The sequence below is a fragment of the Flammeovirga agarivorans genome, assembly GCF_012641475.1.
In the GTDB taxonomy this organism is placed as follows: domain Bacteria; phylum Bacteroidota; class Bacteroidia; order Cytophagales; family Flammeovirgaceae; genus Flammeovirga; species Flammeovirga agarivorans.
In genome coordinates, this window is sequence record NZ_JABAIL010000004.1 from 581,551 (window position 1) to 598,572 (window position 17,022).

The 17,022-nt window shown below is 34.0% G+C and carries 19 protein-coding genes; 4 read left to right on the forward strand and 15 right to left on the reverse strand.

All coding sequences use genetic code 11. The features are described 5' to 3' along the window. Nucleotides 1–34: 34 nt before the first annotated feature. Together HGP29_RS15280 and HGP29_RS15285 are read right to left on the reverse strand one after the other, a co-directional pair. On the reverse strand, nucleotides 35–2,248 hold the full coding sequence (locus HGP29_RS15280; RefSeq protein WP_168883288.1) for a GH92 family glycosyl hydrolase: 2,214 nt from the start codon (nucleotides 2,246–2,248) through the stop codon (nucleotides 35–37). 43 nt (nucleotides 2,249–2,291) lie between these two features. Further along, nucleotides 2,292–3,272 carry an isoaspartyl peptidase/L-asparaginase family protein gene (locus HGP29_RS15285; RefSeq protein ID WP_168883289.1) on the reverse strand — a complete coding sequence of 327 codons (981 nt, stop codon included), beginning with the start codon at nucleotides 3,270–3,272 and terminating at the stop codon, nucleotides 2,292–2,294. A gap of 310 nt (nucleotides 3,273–3,582) precedes the next feature. Between HGP29_RS15285 and HGP29_RS15290 the strand changes: the two genes are divergently transcribed. Beyond that, nucleotides 3,583–5,220, forward strand: a complete 1,638-nt coding sequence (locus HGP29_RS15290; RefSeq protein WP_168883290.1) for an acyl-CoA carboxylase subunit beta — start codon at nucleotides 3,583–3,585, stop codon at nucleotides 5,218–5,220. A gap of 110 nt (nucleotides 5,221–5,330) precedes the next feature. Here the strand turns inward: HGP29_RS15290 and rplI are convergent, their stop codons facing one another. The 4 genes from rplI to HGP29_RS15310 all read right to left on the reverse strand — a co-directional run bounded on the left by rplI (nucleotide 5,331) and on the right by HGP29_RS15310 (nucleotide 7,525). Next, the gene (rplI, locus tag HGP29_RS15295) at nucleotides 5,331–5,774 is read right to left on the reverse strand and encodes a 50S ribosomal protein L9 (RefSeq protein WP_168883291.1); all 444 of its coding nucleotides are present in this window, start codon (nucleotides 5,772–5,774) and stop codon (nucleotides 5,331–5,333) included. 34 nt (nucleotides 5,775–5,808) lie between these two features. Next, nucleotides 5,809–6,063, reverse strand: coding sequence for a 30S ribosomal protein S18 (gene rpsR, locus HGP29_RS15300; protein WP_168883292.1), 255 nt, complete (start codon nucleotides 6,061–6,063; stop codon nucleotides 5,809–5,811). Next, nucleotides 6,063–6,431: a 30S ribosomal protein S6 gene (rpsF, locus tag HGP29_RS15305; RefSeq protein ID WP_168883293.1), complete on the reverse strand. Its 369-nt coding sequence runs from the start codon at nucleotides 6,429–6,431 to the stop codon at nucleotides 6,063–6,065. The genes rpsR and rpsF overlap by 1 nt, the downstream gene beginning before the upstream one ends. A gap of 137 nt (nucleotides 6,432–6,568) precedes the next feature. Continuing rightward, on the reverse strand, nucleotides 6,569–7,525 hold the full coding sequence (locus HGP29_RS15310; RefSeq protein ID WP_168883294.1) for a CobW family GTP-binding protein: 957 nt from the start codon (nucleotides 7,523–7,525) through the stop codon (nucleotides 6,569–6,571). 94 nt (nucleotides 7,526–7,619) lie between these two features. Here HGP29_RS15310 and HGP29_RS15315 point away from each other — a divergent pair, with 94 nt between their 5' ends. Then, nucleotides 7,620–8,651, forward strand: coding sequence for a guanosine monophosphate reductase (locus HGP29_RS15315; protein ID WP_168883295.1), 1,032 nt, complete (start codon nucleotides 7,620–7,622; stop codon nucleotides 8,649–8,651). A 60-nt stretch (nucleotides 8,652–8,711) separates the two neighbouring features. Here HGP29_RS15315 and HGP29_RS15320 read toward each other — a convergent pair whose 3' ends face one another. Both HGP29_RS15320 and HGP29_RS15325 read right to left on the reverse strand, forming a co-directional pair. Beyond that, nucleotides 8,712–8,987, reverse strand: a complete 276-nt coding sequence (locus HGP29_RS15320) for a hypothetical protein (protein WP_168883296.1) — start codon at nucleotides 8,985–8,987, stop codon at nucleotides 8,712–8,714. A 190-nt stretch (nucleotides 8,988–9,177) separates the two neighbouring features. Further along, on the reverse strand, nucleotides 9,178–10,203 hold the full coding sequence (locus HGP29_RS15325) for a rod shape-determining protein (protein ID WP_168883297.1): 1,026 nt from the start codon (nucleotides 10,201–10,203) through the stop codon (nucleotides 9,178–9,180). Nucleotides 10,204–10,472: 269 nt separating this feature from the next. Here HGP29_RS15325 and HGP29_RS15330 point away from each other — a divergent pair, with 269 nt between their 5' ends. After that, nucleotides 10,473–11,816, forward strand: a complete 1,344-nt coding sequence (locus tag HGP29_RS15330; protein WP_168883298.1) for a hypothetical protein — start codon at nucleotides 10,473–10,475, stop codon at nucleotides 11,814–11,816. A 39-nt stretch (nucleotides 11,817–11,855) separates the two neighbouring features. Here the strand turns inward: HGP29_RS15330 and HGP29_RS15335 are convergent, their stop codons facing one another. From HGP29_RS15335 to HGP29_RS15355, 5 genes are all read right to left on the reverse strand, one after another. Continuing rightward, nucleotides 11,856–12,623 (reverse strand): hypothetical protein, encoded by a 768-nt coding sequence (locus HGP29_RS15335; RefSeq protein ID WP_168883299.1) that lies wholly within the window; start codon nucleotides 12,621–12,623, stop codon nucleotides 11,856–11,858. 115 nt (nucleotides 12,624–12,738) lie between these two features. Then, nucleotides 12,739–13,128, reverse strand: a complete 390-nt coding sequence (locus HGP29_RS15340; protein WP_168883300.1) for a DUF1987 domain-containing protein — start codon at nucleotides 13,126–13,128, stop codon at nucleotides 12,739–12,741. Between the two features lie 11 nt (nucleotides 13,129–13,139). Further along, nucleotides 13,140–13,697 (reverse strand): SiaB family protein kinase, encoded by a 558-nt coding sequence (locus tag HGP29_RS15345; protein ID WP_168883301.1) that lies wholly within the window; start codon nucleotides 13,695–13,697, stop codon nucleotides 13,140–13,142. A 130-nt stretch (nucleotides 13,698–13,827) separates the two neighbouring features. Further along, nucleotides 13,828–14,679 (reverse strand): CvfB family protein, encoded by an 852-nt coding sequence (locus HGP29_RS15350; protein WP_168883302.1) that lies wholly within the window; start codon nucleotides 14,677–14,679, stop codon nucleotides 13,828–13,830. Beyond that, entirely contained in the window at nucleotides 14,676–15,365 is a 690-nt protein-coding gene (locus HGP29_RS15355; RefSeq protein WP_168883303.1) for a pseudouridine synthase, read from the reverse strand. The genes HGP29_RS15350 and HGP29_RS15355 overlap by 4 nt, the downstream gene beginning before the upstream one ends. A gap of 171 nt (nucleotides 15,366–15,536) precedes the next feature. Between HGP29_RS15355 and HGP29_RS15360 the strand changes: the two genes are divergently transcribed. Next, nucleotides 15,537–15,782 (forward strand): hypothetical protein, encoded by a 246-nt coding sequence (locus tag HGP29_RS15360; RefSeq protein WP_168883304.1) that lies wholly within the window; start codon nucleotides 15,537–15,539, stop codon nucleotides 15,780–15,782. A 59-nt stretch (nucleotides 15,783–15,841) separates the two neighbouring features. Here HGP29_RS15360 and HGP29_RS15365 read toward each other — a convergent pair whose 3' ends face one another. After that, nucleotides 15,842–16,441, reverse strand: a complete 600-nt coding sequence (locus tag HGP29_RS15365) for a DUF445 domain-containing protein (RefSeq protein WP_168883305.1) — start codon at nucleotides 16,439–16,441, stop codon at nucleotides 15,842–15,844. Nucleotides 16,442–16,444: 3 nt separating this feature from the next. After that, a complete protein-coding gene (locus HGP29_RS15370) occupies nucleotides 16,445–17,020 on the reverse strand; it encodes a Maf family nucleotide pyrophosphatase (protein WP_168883306.1) in 576 nt (191 codons plus the stop codon). Nucleotides 17,021–17,022: the final 2 nt, after the last annotated feature.

A 17,022-nucleotide genomic window follows, 5' to 3' on the forward strand; every position in this document is an offset into this window, starting at 1 on the left:
CCCACAGTAATTAAATACTGTGGGTATATTTTTTTTATTGTAAAAATTCTAAGGTACCGCCCTGTGTAAGCTCCTGATGAGTAATAGTTAGGTCCTTCAACTCTTTACCATTAAACATCACTTTTGTAACTGTAGGGTTTGTTTTTGTTTGGTGTCCGATAACTGTTAGTGTTTTACCATTTCCTAAGTGAACAGTAGCTTTAGGAAATAATGGTGTTCCTAAATCATACACTGCATTACCAGGATTCACCGGATAAATACCTAATGAACTTAAGATAAACCATGATGACATCTGTCCACAATCTTCATTACCACATACCCCATCAGGTGTTGACTTATATTGTGTATCCATGATTTCTCTTAATACCCTCTGTCCTTTCTTTGGCTTATTGATGTAGTTATATAGATAAGCTACGTGGTGAGAAGGTTCATTACCATGAGCATACTGACCGATCATACCTGTTGAGAAAATAGGTAATTTATCATCTGCTGTTGGGTAATAAGAAAACATTGAATCCAGTTTCTGTTCGAACCTTTCTGCTCCTCCAACTGACTCAATTAAACCATCAACATTTTGAGGAACATACCAGAAGTATTGCCAAGCATTACTCTCACAGAAATGATCTGTATAATCTTTTGCTATAAAATCTTTAATAAACTCTCCTTTATCATCTTTTGGACGCATAAAGCTAGATTCTTTGTCATAAACATTTCTCCAGTTTTCAGCTCTTTTTGAGAAGTATTCGTAATCTTGCATCTTCCCTAAATCTTTTGCAAACTGTGCAATACACCAATCATCATAAGCATATTCTAATGTTTTTGAAACAGACCAGTTTTCGTGATCGAAGTTTAATGGAACATAACCAAATTTCATATAATCAGCCATTGCATCCCCTTGCTCATTCATTGCAGAAGCCTTACAAGCTTCGTAAGCCTTTTTTACATCAAATCCTTTAATTCCTTTAAAGTATGCATCGGTAATTACAGGAACAGCATGGTAACCAATCATCATATTTGTTTCATTACCTTTCATTGACCATACAGGAAGTAATCCTGTTTCATCGTAATGAGATAAGAATGAATTGATCATGTCAGGTACTCTATTCGTATGAATTAAAGTATATAATGGATGTGTTGCTCTGTAAGTATCCCAAAGTGAGAAAGTATCATACTTATCATACCCTTCAGCTTTATGCACTTTCTGGTCTGCTCCTTTATAATTACCATCTATATCAGAAAGTAAAGTTGGAGCTAATAAAGCTTGATACATTGCAGTATAGAATACTCGTTTATATTCTTTATTTGGGGTTACGATTTCAATTTTTTTCAGTTCCTCTTCCCAAGTATCAGAGGCTTGTTGTTTGATTTTTGCAAAATCCCAACCCGTATTTTCGGCTTGCAAATTCTTTCTAGCACCATCAATACTACTATTTGACAAACCTACTTTCACTAAAATTTCATTTTTTACCTCTGGAGTATCAAAGAAGAAATAACCTCTCGTTTTCTTCGCTTTTACCTCTTCTCCTTTTATCTCTTTTAGATTTTTACCATCTACTGAATTAATTAATTGGTACTTGGTAAAAGGTTGACTAAACTCAGCTACAAAGTATTCTCTTTGTTCAGGTGCCCAACCAGAAGAAAAACGATAACCTTCAATTGTTTTTTCATCAACTACTTTAATATAGGTATCAGTGGGTCCATCCCAGTTTAGAGAATATCCTAAGTTGAAAAGAATAAAAGACTCTTTATCCTTTGGGAAAGTGTATTTATGAAAACCCGTTCTAGATGTAGCTGTTAACTCCGCTTTAATATCATAATCTAAAAGGTCAACGGTATAATAGCCAGGTTCCGCATGTTCTTGATCATGAGAGAAAAGAGAAACAGGTCTTAGATTTCCACCTTCTTCTACCATTCTAGTACTCTTACTATTTAAAGGCATCACAAGGATATCATACAGATCACCTGCACCTGTACCTGATAAATGGGTGTGTGAAAAACCTGCTATTGTTGAATCTGGCCAAAAATATCCTGCAATTCTATCCCAACCAGAAATGCCGTTATCAGGACTTAATTGAACCATACCATGAGGTACAGTTGCTCCTGGATATGTATTACCAGGTCCGTCAGTACCAACAAATGGGTTTACATAAGATGTATATCTTTCTTTCGTTTCTGTTTGTTTTTCCTTTGTGCCACAGGCAGCAACTATAAAAATAGTTACCAAGGATAGTAGTAATCTAGATTTCATTATTTATCAATCGTTGAAGTAAGTAGAATTTTAACTAAGTTTTTTACCATTTCATTTTGAATGAAGCATCCTCCATTCTATTCCCGTTAGTATTATCAACTACAGCGAAGTTAAATCCACTTCTAATACTGTAGCCTCCATATTCACCGTCTTTATTTAAAGCCAAGAACCCTACTTGAAGGTTCTCCATTTTATCTTGATGAGTTTTGATGATTCTTTTAACAACAATCTCACAAGCCTCTTTTGGTGATTTCCCATTTCTCATCTGCTCAACTACCATTGCTGAACCAGCCGTTCTAATTACTGCTTCACCAAGTCCTGTTGCACAAGCTGCTCCAATTTCTCCATCAACAAAAAGTCCTGCACCAATCAAAGGAGAATCCCCAACTCTACCATGCATTTTGTACGCTGCACCTGAAGTAGTACAAGCTCCAGCTAAATTACCTTGTGCATCTAATGCTAGTGCTCCAATAGTATCATGGTTTTCTATATTAATAACAGGTTTATATTCTGATTTTTTTAGCCATTCTTTCCAATCTGCTTCAGATTTTGGTGTCAAAAGATTCTCTTCTTTAAACCCTTCTTCTAGTGCAAATTGTTTAGCTCCTTCACCTACTAGCATTGCATGAGGCGTTTTTTCCATTACCAATCTAGCAACTGAGATAGGATGCATAATATCTTCTAAAAACGCTACTGAACCACACTCATATTTATGATTCATGATACATGCATCTAATGTTACCTTACCATCACGATCAGGTAGACCTCCATATCCAACACTTCTTTCGTTAGGATCTGCTTCTGGAACTCTAACCCCTGCTTCTATAGCATCCATTGCTGAACCTTCTTTGTTTAGTATTTCCCATCCTGCTGCATTTGCACCAAAACCATGGTTCCATGTTGAGATCATAATTGGTTTTGTGCCTTTACTTTTACCTGAAAAAGCAAATGTTGATAATTGTGGAGTAACTAAAGCTGCTGATGTTAATGCTGAAAATTTGAGAAATTCTCTTCTAGTACGCATAATCGTGATTGTATGTATTGACGGTAATTTTTTATTCGTGTTAAATTTACACACTCAAGCAGATATACGCACAAAAACGCACAAACAAGCTTCGATTAATGATAAATATTAACAATATCATGCAAGAAACAGTATGAGATGAAACAATATTTTAGTTTTTATTTAGAATTCATCGGACTAAAGACTAGAATTAATTCATGAAATGTATATTCTGTGGAATGTTTTTTCTATAAAAAATTTGTTCCTTCAATATGTACTTGTAATTTGAATTGATGATTTAAACACGCATCAAACCCAGTATATAACACATATGAATTATTCTACTAAACAAAATCAACACTCAGAAAAAACACTAGCTACTTACCTCAATGAACTTGACGCAAAAAGAAAAACCACTCATCTTGGCGGTGGTGAAAAGAAGATTGCAAAACACAAGTCTAAAGGAAAACTTACTGCTAGAGAAAGGGTGAATCTTTTACTTGACTTCCCCAATGAAAGTATTGAAATCGGTACTTTTACAGGAGATGAAATGTACAAAGAGCATGGCGGATGCCCATCTGGAGGTGTCGTCGTCGTTATGGGCAAAGTCTCCGATCGACTATGCGTCATCGTTGCCAATGATGCTACCGTTAAGGCCGGTGCATGGTTTCCAATAACTGGAAAAAAGAATCTCAGAGCACAGGAAATTGCCATTGAAAACAAAATTCCCATCATTTATCTCGTGGATAGTGCTGGAGTATACCTTCCAATGCAAGATGAAATTTTTCCAGACAAAGAACACTTTGGAAGAATCTTCAGAAATAATGCGATCATGTCTTCTGAAGGTATTCCACAAATTGCAGCAATCATGGGAAGTTGTGTTGCAGGAGGTGCCTACTTACCCATTATGTCTGACGAGGCATTAATTGTTGATGGCACAGGATCAGTTTTCCTAGCAGGCTCTTACTTAGTGAAATCCGCTATTGGAGAAAGCATCGATAATGAAACCTTGGGCGGAGCAAGTACACATTCTGAAATTTCTGGTGTTACAGATTATAAATGTGAAGATGATACTGCATGTCTTGAGCAAATAAAAAGGCTTGTGGACAAAATTGGAGAGAATGACACAGCTGGTTTCAATAGAAAACCTTCACAATCTCCAAAAGAAAGTATCAGTACCATCGAAAATGTTTTCCCAATAGACAGAACAAAGCCTTATGATATGCTTGAGGTGATACATCGATTGGTTGACAACTCTGAATTTGATCAATACAAAGAAGGATATGGACAAAGTATCTTATGTGGTTATGCAAGAATCGACGGCTGGGCTGTAGGTATTGTTGCTAATCAAAGAAAAATTGTGAAATCAAAGCAGGGAGAAATGCAAATGGGTGGAGTTATCTATTCTGACTCTGCTGACAAATCAGCTCGTTTTATCATGAATTGTAATCAGAAAAAGATTCCTTTATTATTTATTCATGATGTAACAGGGTTTATGGTCGGATCCCGTTCAGAACATAATGGTATCATAAAAGATGGAGCAAAAATGGTTAATGCCATGAGTAACTCTGTTGTACCTAAATTTTCATTAGTGATTGGTAATTCATACGGTGCTGGTAATTATGCCATGTGTGGCAAAGCCTATGATCCAAGATTAATGTTAGCTTGGCCTACTTCACAAATAGCTGTTATGTCTGGGAAATCTGCTGCTACTACTCTTCTACAAATAAAAATTTCCACCCTAAAGTCACAAGGAAAAGAGCTTTCGAAAGAAGAAGAGAAAGAACTTTTTGATGAAATTAAAGCTAAATATGATGATCAACTATCTCCATATTATGCTGCTGCTCGATTATGGGTTGATGAAGTTATTAAGCCAGAAGAAACCAGAAAGTATATTTCGCTTGGGATAGAAGCTGCCAACCAAAACAAAACAGATAAAAGATATAATGTCGGTGTTATTCAGACATAGAATTGTATAAAACCGAAAGAGGCTTTCTGATAAAAACCAGAAAGCCTCTTAAGGAAAAAACTCAAAGTGATAAGATTGCTGCCTAACGGCAGTAAATTCTTAAACTTTAATTATGCAGAAACTACTTCTAATGCAATTTCGTGCTGAACTTCTTTGTGAAGATCAAGGATAGCTGTATACTCACCTAACATACGGATTTCAGCATTGAAACCAATACGCTTACGGTCAATATCATAACCTTGAGCTTTCAAAGCGTCAGCTACTTGCAATGGAGTAACCGCACCAAATATTTTACCACTTTCACCTGCTTTAGCAGTAAGTGTTAAAGTCATTTCGCCAATTTTAGCTGCTAATGCTTCAGCATCTTGCTTAACTTTTTCAAGTTTGTGAGCAGCTTGCTTGATCTCTTCGTTTCTCATGCTAATGTTAGCTGGCGTAGCTAATGTAGCGAAGTTTTGAGGGATCAAATAGTTTCTACCGTATCCAGGTTTAACGTTAACAATGTCGTTCTTGTAACCTAAACCTTTGATATCTGTTTTTAAAATTACTTCCATGATTAAGGATAAATTTTTAAATATCTAATAAAGATTACTTTAAACCGTCTGCTACGTAAGGTAGAAGAGCAAGTTGACGAGCACGTTTTACAGATCTAGCAATTTTCTTTTGGAATTTTTGCGAGTTACCTGTAATACGACGAGGTAAAATTTTACCTTGCTCGTTTAAGAATTTTAATAAGAATTCAGGATCCTTATAATCGATGTATTTCACACCGTACTTTGTGAAGCGGCAGTACTTTTTAGTACGCTCTTGTCTTCTGTTGATAGGTTCGTTTTGGAGACTCATTATGCCGATTTTTCTTCAGTTTCAGATTTTTTTGCCCACTCACCATTTCTTCTACGAGCGTTGAAATCAACACCGTGCTTGTCTAAAGAGACAGTTAAGAAACGTAAGATGTTTTCGTCACGCTTTAATTCGATTTCGAATTTAGCGATGATTGACGGATCTGCTTTGAATTCAAACAGGTGGTAGTGACCCGTAGACTTTTTGTCGATTGGGTACGCTAACTTTCTAAGTCCCATATCTTCAGAATGGTACACATCTGCATCTGCACCTTTCAAAAGACCTTCAAATTTAGCAATAGTCTCCGTGGTTTCGGAATCGGACAACACAGGTGTCACGATGAAGACTACTTCATAATGCTTAATTGCCATTTTAAATAAAATTTTTTGAAAAATTCAAAAATTCATTACCCGAATACTTTTCGGGTTTGCAAAAGTAAGAACTTTTCATTTTAAACCCAACAATTATCCGAAATGAAATTATGGATTAACAAGAATTTAGAAAACATCTATCTTAGGATGGACTTAATTTTTCTCTCTATAGCCTCCTTTTTGATACCTTTTCCAATTACTACTATCCTATTCAATTTATCTTCTGAAGGTTTCCAAGGGTTCCCTATTACAATTTTTGATTCATTTCTAACACCTTGTACAATTACTTTATTCGTTTCTCCTTTAATATTGAAGATCCCTTTAAAGCGATAGATAACTTCATATTGTAATTGTAATAATACCGAGAGCCACATTTCCAACTTCACAGGGTCTACTCCACCCTCAAAAGTGAATGAATAAGAAACTACATCTCCGTGTTGATGCTCATGGTGATGTTGAATAAAGCTCGTCCTTTCTTCCACTTTATTTGCATTGTAAGAATTCAATGAAAGAATATCATTCTCTACTTTTTCACCATTATAAATTCTTTCAACAAAAGCTGCAGGATTAATAAGTTTTGCCTGTAATGCAGCAGATTTGATTTCATCTTCAGTCGCTAAATCACATTTGGTAAGAAATAATATATCTGAAAATGCGACTTGTTTTAATGCTACCTCATGATCACTTAATGACTGCACAAAATTTTTAGCATCTACTAAACCTACAGTCGCATTAATTTCAAAAATACTTGCAATACCTGGATCACCTACAAAAGCAGCGGCGACAGCGCTAGGCTCAGCAATTCCAGTAGTCTCAATTAATAAATGGTCTATCTTATTTTCACATTGTAATAGTTTTCTAAGTATATCCCTTAGCTCACCATTTAGATTACAACAAATACATCCATTAGACAGCTCAAATATATCTTCTTGTTTATCTACAACTAATCCTCCATCAATACCTACTTCACCAAATTCATTTTCGATAACGGCAAACTTTGTATTCGGATATTTTTCGATTAAATTGTTAAGAAAAGTGGTCTTGCCTGCACCAAGGAACCCTGTGATCAAGGTCACACCTATTTTATTTTCCATAATATTTATTCACAACTCATTAACAATGCAATTGCATTGAAAACATTATATTTGTTTGTTTTGTGAATGTAAAATTACAGTATAATCTTTCAGTATGAAAATCAGAAAGGCATATAGTTTTGATGACGTGTTAATTGTACCTAAATACAACACCATCAAATCTCGTAGGGATGTGAAATTTACTACTAAAGTAACTAAAAATCATTCAATTGATATCCCAGTTTTAATTGCTAACATGGACACAGTTTGCGAAAGCAATATGTGTATTGCAGTTGGTAGACTTGGTGGTTTAGGTGTTCTTCACCGTTTTTTAACGATTGAAGAGCAAGCTGAAGAAGTAAAAAAAGTTAAGGCAGAAGGTCTTTTATGTGCAGCTGCTTTAGGTATTAAAGATTATGAAGAAAGATTAGCAGCACTTGCAGAAGCTAAGGTCGATATTATTGTTTTAGATATTGCTCATGGGCACTCTGAAATGACAAAAGAGACTCTTCTATTCATCAAAAAGAATTATCCTCAAATTGATGTAATGGTTGGTAACATTGCCACTCGCGATGCAGCTGTAGATTTCTTAGAATGGGGTGCAGATGCATTAAAAGTTGGTATTGGCCCTGGCTCTATGTGTACTACTCGTATCATGACAGGTTCAGGAGTACCACAATTAACTGCCATTGATGATGTTTATCAAGCTGTTGGTGATCGTATTCCAATTTGTGCAGATGGTGGCATCAAAACTCCAGGTGATATTGTTAAAGCAATTGGAGCTGGTGCTGATAATGTAATGGTAGGTTCAATCGTATCTGGTACTGATGAAGCTCCAGGTGAATTGATCACTACTACTGAAGGCAAATTCAAAACTTATAGAGGTATGGCCTCTTTTGATGCTGCGATCAGTAAATTGAAAAAAGACAATAAAAAATCGAGAGAAGTAATTTCTGTCGAAGGTGAAAAGACTTTGGTCCCTTATAAAGGGCCAGTTGAACCTATTATCAAAAAATATTTAGGAGGTCTTGCTTCTGGTATGACTTACCAAGGAGCTACAGCTATCGACCAAATGAAAGGTCAGGTAGAGTTTGTAGAAATGACTTCATCAGGCTTATACGAAAGTAAAGCACATGGTGTAAGATAATATATACACCTAACATAATGTAAAACACCCTGCTATCTATATTGATAACAGGGTGTTTTTTTAATTATCATGAACTAACTCTAATAATATTTTCTTTTCGAAACATTCATGGATTTGTAACTTCCGTACTTTAGAAAGCTTATTTTTCTGCACTAGCTTCCCTCCATTCATCACGGTATTGAAATTGATACATATCTCGATCATTCTTCCAATATTAAAAACTTTCACTTCTTTTCCTTCGAAAATAAATGGAACTTCCCATGAGGTAATCACCTTTTCTATTTCATTTAATGACATCGTAGTTTGTGGGACTAAATACCTGAAATTTCTTCTCACTGTAGTAATATAGATTATAATAGTTAATTGATTGTTTAATAGTAAACAATGTTATATACGAGAGAAATCAGAAAATAATTACCATATATCAATGAACTTGTCATTTTTTATGATTAGTAAACAAAAAAAAACTCCTTAGTAAAAGATAACCTTCTACTAAAGAGTTTTTATATAATAAACTATAAAGCTATTAAGTCATTAATACTGCTTTATAATCATCTAGATCTTTTAATGCTTGACCTGTACCTCTAACTACCGCTCTTAACGGGTCATCAGCAACATGGACTGGAAGTTTTGTCTTAATTGAAAGTCTTTTATCGAGACCTCTCAATAATGCACCACCACCAGTTAAGTGAATACCTCTATCGTAGATATCAGCGGATAATTCTGGAGGAGCAGTTTCCAAAGCTCTTAAAACAGCTTCTTCTATCTTAGAGATTGACTTATCAATTGCATAAGCCACTTCAGAATATGTTACAGTAATTACTTTAGGAATACCTGTCATCAAGTCACGACCACGTACTTCGAATGGCTCGATTTCTTCTTCCAATTCTGTTAAAGCAGAACCTACTTCTACTTTAATTTTCTCGGCAGAACGTTCACCAATTAAAAGGTTATGTTGTCGACGCATGTAATCAAGAATATCTCTTGTAAATACATCACCTGCTGTTCTGATTGATTGATCACCAACGATACCAGAAAGAGCAATTACTGCAATTTCAGTTGTACCACCTCCAATATCAACAATCATACTACCTACTGGCTGTTCAATATTAATACCGATACCAATAGCAGCAGCAATTGGCTCAGGAATCATGTATACTTCTTTAGCTCCTGCATGTTCAGCAGAGTCACGAACGGCACGTTTTTCAACTTCTGTAATACCAGAAGGAATACAAATTACCATTCTATGAGATGGAGTGAAGAATCTTTTTCCCTGGTTGATCATTCTGATCATACCACGTATCATTTGTTCAGCAGCATGGAAATCGGCAATTACACCATCTCTTAAAGGTCTAATTGTTCTAATATTTTCGTGAGTTTTCTCATGCATCTGCATGGCTTTGTTACCCACCGCGATAACTTTTCCGTTCTGACGATCCAATGCAATGATTGAAGGCTCGTCTACTACCACTTTATCTTTTTGGATAATCAGAGTATTTGCTGTGCCTAGGTCAATTGCTAAATCGCTAGAAAAGAAATCAAATAATCCCATATATTATATTTTTGCTATCAGTTTCAAGTTATTGTATTTACTCAAGTCTGCTAGGTTATTAAATCCGTCAAAATGTTGCCCTTTAAGACAGTTTATGCCTTAGCTTAAACTTTAACTTTGCAAATCAACAAAAACATACTCTAAATAGAAAGTATGTGTAAAAATTACATCACTTTTTTTACATCTGTTTTGTTTTTTTACTATGTAATTCGATGCAAACTAAGTATACTTGAGGAAGTATTTAAGAAAATCATTAAAAAATCAATCGAATGCATCTTAATGAACTTTATGAATTAGAGAAAAGTGATCGCTTAGATTTGGAAGCCCATAACATCACTCCTGTTTCTGATGATTTCATTTTCTCTAAAAATGAGTACGAATTCCTTAAATTATTGTATGATACTGGTGAGCAAATCAATAGCTCATTATTTCCTCAATTCTCTGAAAGTGTTCTTGCTAAATTAAAGTCTTTACTGGATTCATTTGATTTGGGTCAGAAAAACCGTAAGTCATTTCTACCTCAGTTAGCAACAATTAAGTTAGATTCTATCCAAACGGATTTCTTAACTCCAATTATTACAAAATTGGATGAAGTAGAAACTGATTGGGAATTTGAAGATGAAAACCGTTGGGAATTAATTGATTCGCTTAAGAATATCTCTGTTCTTTTCATGATGAACGAAATTGAAAGAGAATTTGGAGATAGTGATTTATCTAATTCTACTACACTTACTGATGATGAGTTTAGATTTCTTTCTATTATTCATGAGGATGAAACAAAGAATAAAAAAGAGGTAACTGTTGGAAAGTTAACCTTTAATCTTGCTCAATTGGATTATGTGAGAGAAATTATTTCTACTTTAGAATACCCTGAAAATACTCCTCTTAATTTAGACCAAGAGAACTTTATTCTTGGAATCCTTGAAAAGTGTTCTCACTTAAATGAAGAGGAAGAAGATGAATTCCACACCTTCAGTATTAAAGAATTATTTGAGATAGAATCTTCATCTACTTCGAATAATAATGAATCATCCATTTTTGCCGATAACAACTTTTCAAAGGCTGAACTCAAATTATTGGATGCTGTTTTTAATGACAAAGGATTCATCAAAATAGGTGATTCTAAATACAACAAGAAACAGTTAGATAGTTTAAAAAGAGCTTTCACTGAAGAAATTGAATGGAGTGAAATAAAAAAATACTTTTCTGAATCCCAACAGGAATTAATTACTCATATATTCTTGGTTTACGAAAATCAGTTCCTCATAGAAAATGAGAATGACGATGAAGAAAGAATTGATATTGAAGTTTTCTTCCTCATGGATCAAATCGAAAGAAATGAGGTAGAATCTATCGGTTCATCAATTGGTGAATTAATATTTACAGATGAACAGTTTAACCTTCTAGATGCTGTCTTCAAAAACAAAAAATCATTTGAAAGTGAATTACACAAGTTTAAGCTCAACCGTAATGAACTTGATAAAATTGAAAAAATATTTGATCAATTACCACTGTACCAATCAGGAAAAATTGTCCTCTCATTACCTAAGAAAGCAAAGGTATTTGTAGACAATCTGATACAAACAGCAATCGATAATGATCCTCAGATATAACAAAAAAGGCTACCAAGTATTAATTGGTAGCCTTTTTTATTAATCTAACTCTACATGATTTTGATTAGAAAAAAGCTGACTAAAATCTATATCTATATTAGTATTTCCTGTTCGAGGTTTTAATTCTATAAATGAGGCCTGACCTGCCACATGCGTCACATTTGTCTCAACCATACCATGCTGTCCATTTTCAGAATAATATATTTTGATATTATTACTCCCTCCCTCATTAGTATAAGCATAAAAGGAAGTAGAACTCTCTGGAACTTGTGAAAATGAATAAGCATTATTGGCTACAACACTATCTATTGTTGTGATATTACTTTCAGGAAAAACCAATATTGAACTACGGTTGGTTGTAGCTTGTATATTTAATGAGGTAACACTATCTCTACCAACGCTAAAATTATAGGATTGAGAAGAACGAACATCTAATCTTTCTGTCCATATCTGATTATCTCCATATCTAATGGTTTCCATTTCTAGATCATAGTCACCTACCATTGATCCAGATAAAGATAGTATGGGCTCCTCGTTACCTATCAACAAAGATGTTGGAGGAACTACATGGGTAACTTCCTCGTTTCCATCATCAATAATAAAACGAACTGAATCGATCAATAACGGCATCGTTGGTAATACCTTTATTGTTGAGGACTTTAAATTTGATGTAGAATATTCTAGTTGTGAATTCAGGGATACTTCAATTGTTCCTGTTTCAGAAACAGGTTGAACATCACTAGAACTATTACAAGAAATAAAGGAAATGAATAATAACGTTAATATTAGGTTATAAGTAGTCTTCATGGGTAAATGTAGTAAACTGGTTGATTTAACCTCGAGAACATAATTCCCCCCACTTTTGTTCCAATAAAAAATAGGATACCTTAAATGTATTTAAGATATCCTATTTAAAATTATTTTATTCGTCTTCTTCTTCAAGAATATGCATGTGAATTGGAAGTTTAATAACTTCTTTAAAATCCTCTCCAGACTCTTGCATATCTTCGTCGTCTTCTTCGTAATACCAATTTACTTCAACATCATGTCCACTTGCTTTTAGTAATTCAAGTTTTCTAAAAACTTCAACTAAACATTTTGATGATGAGGTATTAAAGTATTCAAGACGAACGTCGAAAATAGTTTTGCTTTGTGGCTTGGTGTTGTATTCATCCATCCACTCGAACAAAGGTTTATAAAATTCAATAGAATTTTCAGGAATCGATCTTCCTGATATAAGAAAATGACCACTCTCATATTCCATCTGAATTAGAGGAGTCTTTGGTGTATCTTTCTTTAAAAAATCTTTCATTTTTGTGCAGGTTAAATCGGTACGCTAACTTTGATAGTAAAAAAGGAATGTGTGTCATCAGTACTAGTAAAATCATAGTCTAGTTTTTGACCAGATTTTCTTGCAATATCAATGATACCAAGGCCGGCTCCGCCTTGCTCCGAAAAATCTCCATTACTTAAAACTTTTCTGTAACGTTTTTTCAACTCATCAACAGAAAGTTCATTAATAGAGTCAATCCTTTCCTTAAGAAAGTTAGCTGTCTCGATAGGCACATAATTGCCTGCGACAATATAATAGGCATCTACATCTTTAGAGAGTAGAAATAGAACAACATTCGTTTTAGGATCAACTGTTGAGTTGGCTTCAATTCCTTCAAAATGATGGAAAATATTTTGCAATATCTCTACAGCAATCACATTGATTCTTCTCTGAAGTTTCATCAGTGATTCTTGTTCAGATAGTGCGTCTTCAACTCTACTCAGTATTTCTCCTAAAATGTCATCATTCATCATGCCTCTGAAAGCAAATAGTTCTTTACCATTTGCTCCCCTCAGCTTTTCATATAGAGAATTTACTTCTGAATGCACTTTTATTATAGTGTTATCCAATTTTGTCAAGCTCTCATTTTTTATATCAGATGAGAAAAATTAATTGTATACAATTACCTTAACTTCATCTAGTATTCAAAATGTTTTCTAAAAAATTTATTGCAAAATATTAAAAATCTACAAGTTCAGTCCCTTCAGCAGTGAATTTTACCACTCCCATCTTATACAAATAACCCAATATTTGTTTAAACTGCTTTTTGCTCATTTTATATTCTTTCTTGATTTCAGCTGGATGACTCTTATCGTTAAAAGGAATAAAACCACCAGTCTTTTTCATTTTTAACAATAATGTCTTTGCCGTTTTCTCAATACTTTCTTCATGATAACCAGGTCTTGCAGTAGTCAAGTCAAGTTTTCCATCAGGTCGTATATTACTGATATATCCTTTTACAACCTTACCTAATTTTAGAGGAGAGTAAATTTGATTCTTATATAACAAACCCAGCCATTTCCTGTTTACGATACATTCGTAACCCAATTCAACTTCTTGAGCTATGTACATAAATACTTCTTGGTTAGTCGAAAAATCTGAAGTATTTGTATTCAGGTGTTTGTGTAATTTAGATGTAGCAAAAACCCTACCCGTTTTACGATCTAAGTCGACATAAACCGTGTAAGTCTTCTTTTTTCTCATCGGGTGAGTTGCAGACTGCTCAGAAAATGGCACAAATAAGTCTTTAGAGATACCCCAATCTAGGAATGCTCCATTTTTATTAGTGTCTTTACATTCCAATGTAGTAAACTCTCCTACGATACCTTTTGGCTTCTCATGAGTTGCTACCCATCTTCTTTCATTATCAGTATATATAAAAACAGTAGTTGTTTCCCCTACTTTTAACTCTTCGTTGGCTAAACGTATAGGCATAAAAACATCACCTTCTTCAGTTGAAAAGAAATAACCAAAGTCAGTAATTCTAGATACTTCGAGGTCATTGTACGAGCCTACAAGTATTTTATTCATATCTTAATCTCTAATTTGTTTAATAATTGTTGAAAATCTTCTGGCAAGTCAGCTTGAATACTCACCATTGTATTAAGGTAGGGATGAATAAATGAATACTTTGAGGCATGCAACCACAACCTATCCAATTGAAAATTCTCCAACATCATATTGTTATGTCTATGATCTCCGTATCTTCTATCTCCAATAATTGGATGGTTTTCACCTCTTAAATGAAGTCTAATTTGATGTGTTTTACCCGTATAAGGTTTAGACTCGACAAGTGTATACCTAGAGGTTTGATATTTACCTACAGGAATATTCAGTTCTACCTTTGCAATAGGTTTAATGAATGTTTTAGCTTTCTTATATACTTTGTCGTAACGATTTTTTATATCTTTTGTACAAAGTTTTTCTTCTAAAAGATGACCTCTTACCAATGATAGGTATCGTTTGTCAACATCACCATTTTCATTATTTAATTCCTGAAATTTCTGACAAGCTTCAGAAGACAGTCCAAAAATTAGTACTCCAGAGGTCGCTCGATCTAGACGATGGCAAGGATAAACATATTGATTGATTTGATCTCTCAATAGATGAATGGCAAATTCACCTTCTTTTCCGGTTAATTCTGAAGGATGAACCATTAAACCTGACGGCTTATTAATGGCCACATAATGATCATCTCTGTATAAGATGTCTAACATTTATTAAATTTTGCTTAAAAACTGCTGAAAAATAAACGCTAATGTACCTGTATACGTACATATAACTGTTTATATTTGCACTTGAACAAATATACAAGGTATAAAATCATTTCTTTGTGAAAATGATTATTTATATATAAACATTACGAATTTTTACAGCAATTAATAATTATGTTATTAAAGATATTAATAGTTGCTTTTGCTTTTGCTTTCTTATTTAAACGTTATTCTAAAGTTATTATCAAATTTTTGATGAACGTTTTATCAAAGCGATTGATGAAAATGCAACAAGAGCAAGTGAACAACTTTCATTCTCAACAAACAAGACATCAACAACCTCAATATTCAGAGCAGTTTGAAAAAGCAATACAGGTCGATGAGGATATGACCATTTATGTTCCAAAAAAGAAAAAATAACAAAACGGGCCTATGTCAGAATACTAAGACATAGGCCCGTTTCAATTATATATGATTATTTATTGCATCATTAAAATAGCCACCTGAACTAAACCAATAAAGAAACCTAAAACAGCTCCCATTATTTCAATAAATGTAAGTTCAGACTTTATTACAGCCATTAAAAGATCTTCAAACTTTTCATCAGAAAAATCCATTACTTTTTCATACACTATCTGTTCAATACTAATAGAGGTGATATTAGAGCCAATATCTTCCATAAGTTTTGGAATCATATCATCGACTGATTTTTCCATTCCAGTTCTAATTTGATCGATAATTGCATCGCCACCAAACATTTGCAACATTGGGCCAAATTGCACAGCCTTCTCGTCAACAAATTCATTGATTCGTTTCATCACTGCAGTCTTTAGTTTAGCCTTATTGTCTTCTGTATTAAGCTTATCGACAATCATCTCTGGTGTAAAAAGGTCTTTCTCAACAATTACACCTAATCTTCTTGCTAATGTTTCTTTCCTTCTTGGAAACACCCCATGAAGTGTAAATAAACCTAAGTTAATTGGTTTTCTTGGATGAAATAACATTTTGATAGCCACATAGTTTGTTACCCATCCTATACCTGCTGAGATCACAGGGAGTATCCACATCACAGTACTCATAGTTTAAATAATTTCTTTTAAAGTTGAATATAATTTCTCTGTTGGTAAGCCCATTACAGTAAAATATGAACCATTGATCTTTTTAATAAAAGCCATGCCTATCCATTCTTGAATACCATATGCTCCTGCTTTATCAAATGGTTTTTTATGATCTACATAGTATTCCATTTCTTCTAAAGAAATCGAATTGAAATGTACTTCTGCAACATCTGTAAAGCTTACTTCTTTATCTTCCGTTTTTATATAAACAGCAGAATACACATGATGTACATTATTGGAAAGCAATTGAATCATTTCAAATGCCTCTTCTCTACTCTTAGGTTTACCTAGTACTTTGTTGTTTACCACTACAACAGTATCAGAGAAAATAACAAGTTGTTTTGAGGACAAGTCTTCAAAAGCGGCAGCCTTTAATCCTGCGATATATTCTGCCACTTTTTCTATTTCTATATCTGATGGATATGATTCATCAACTTCCCTTACTTCAACTTTGAAATCAATGTCCAATCCTTTTAACAATTCAGCTCTCCTAGGTGATTTTGAGGCTAAAATCACCTCATAACCTTTTAATTGAATCATGT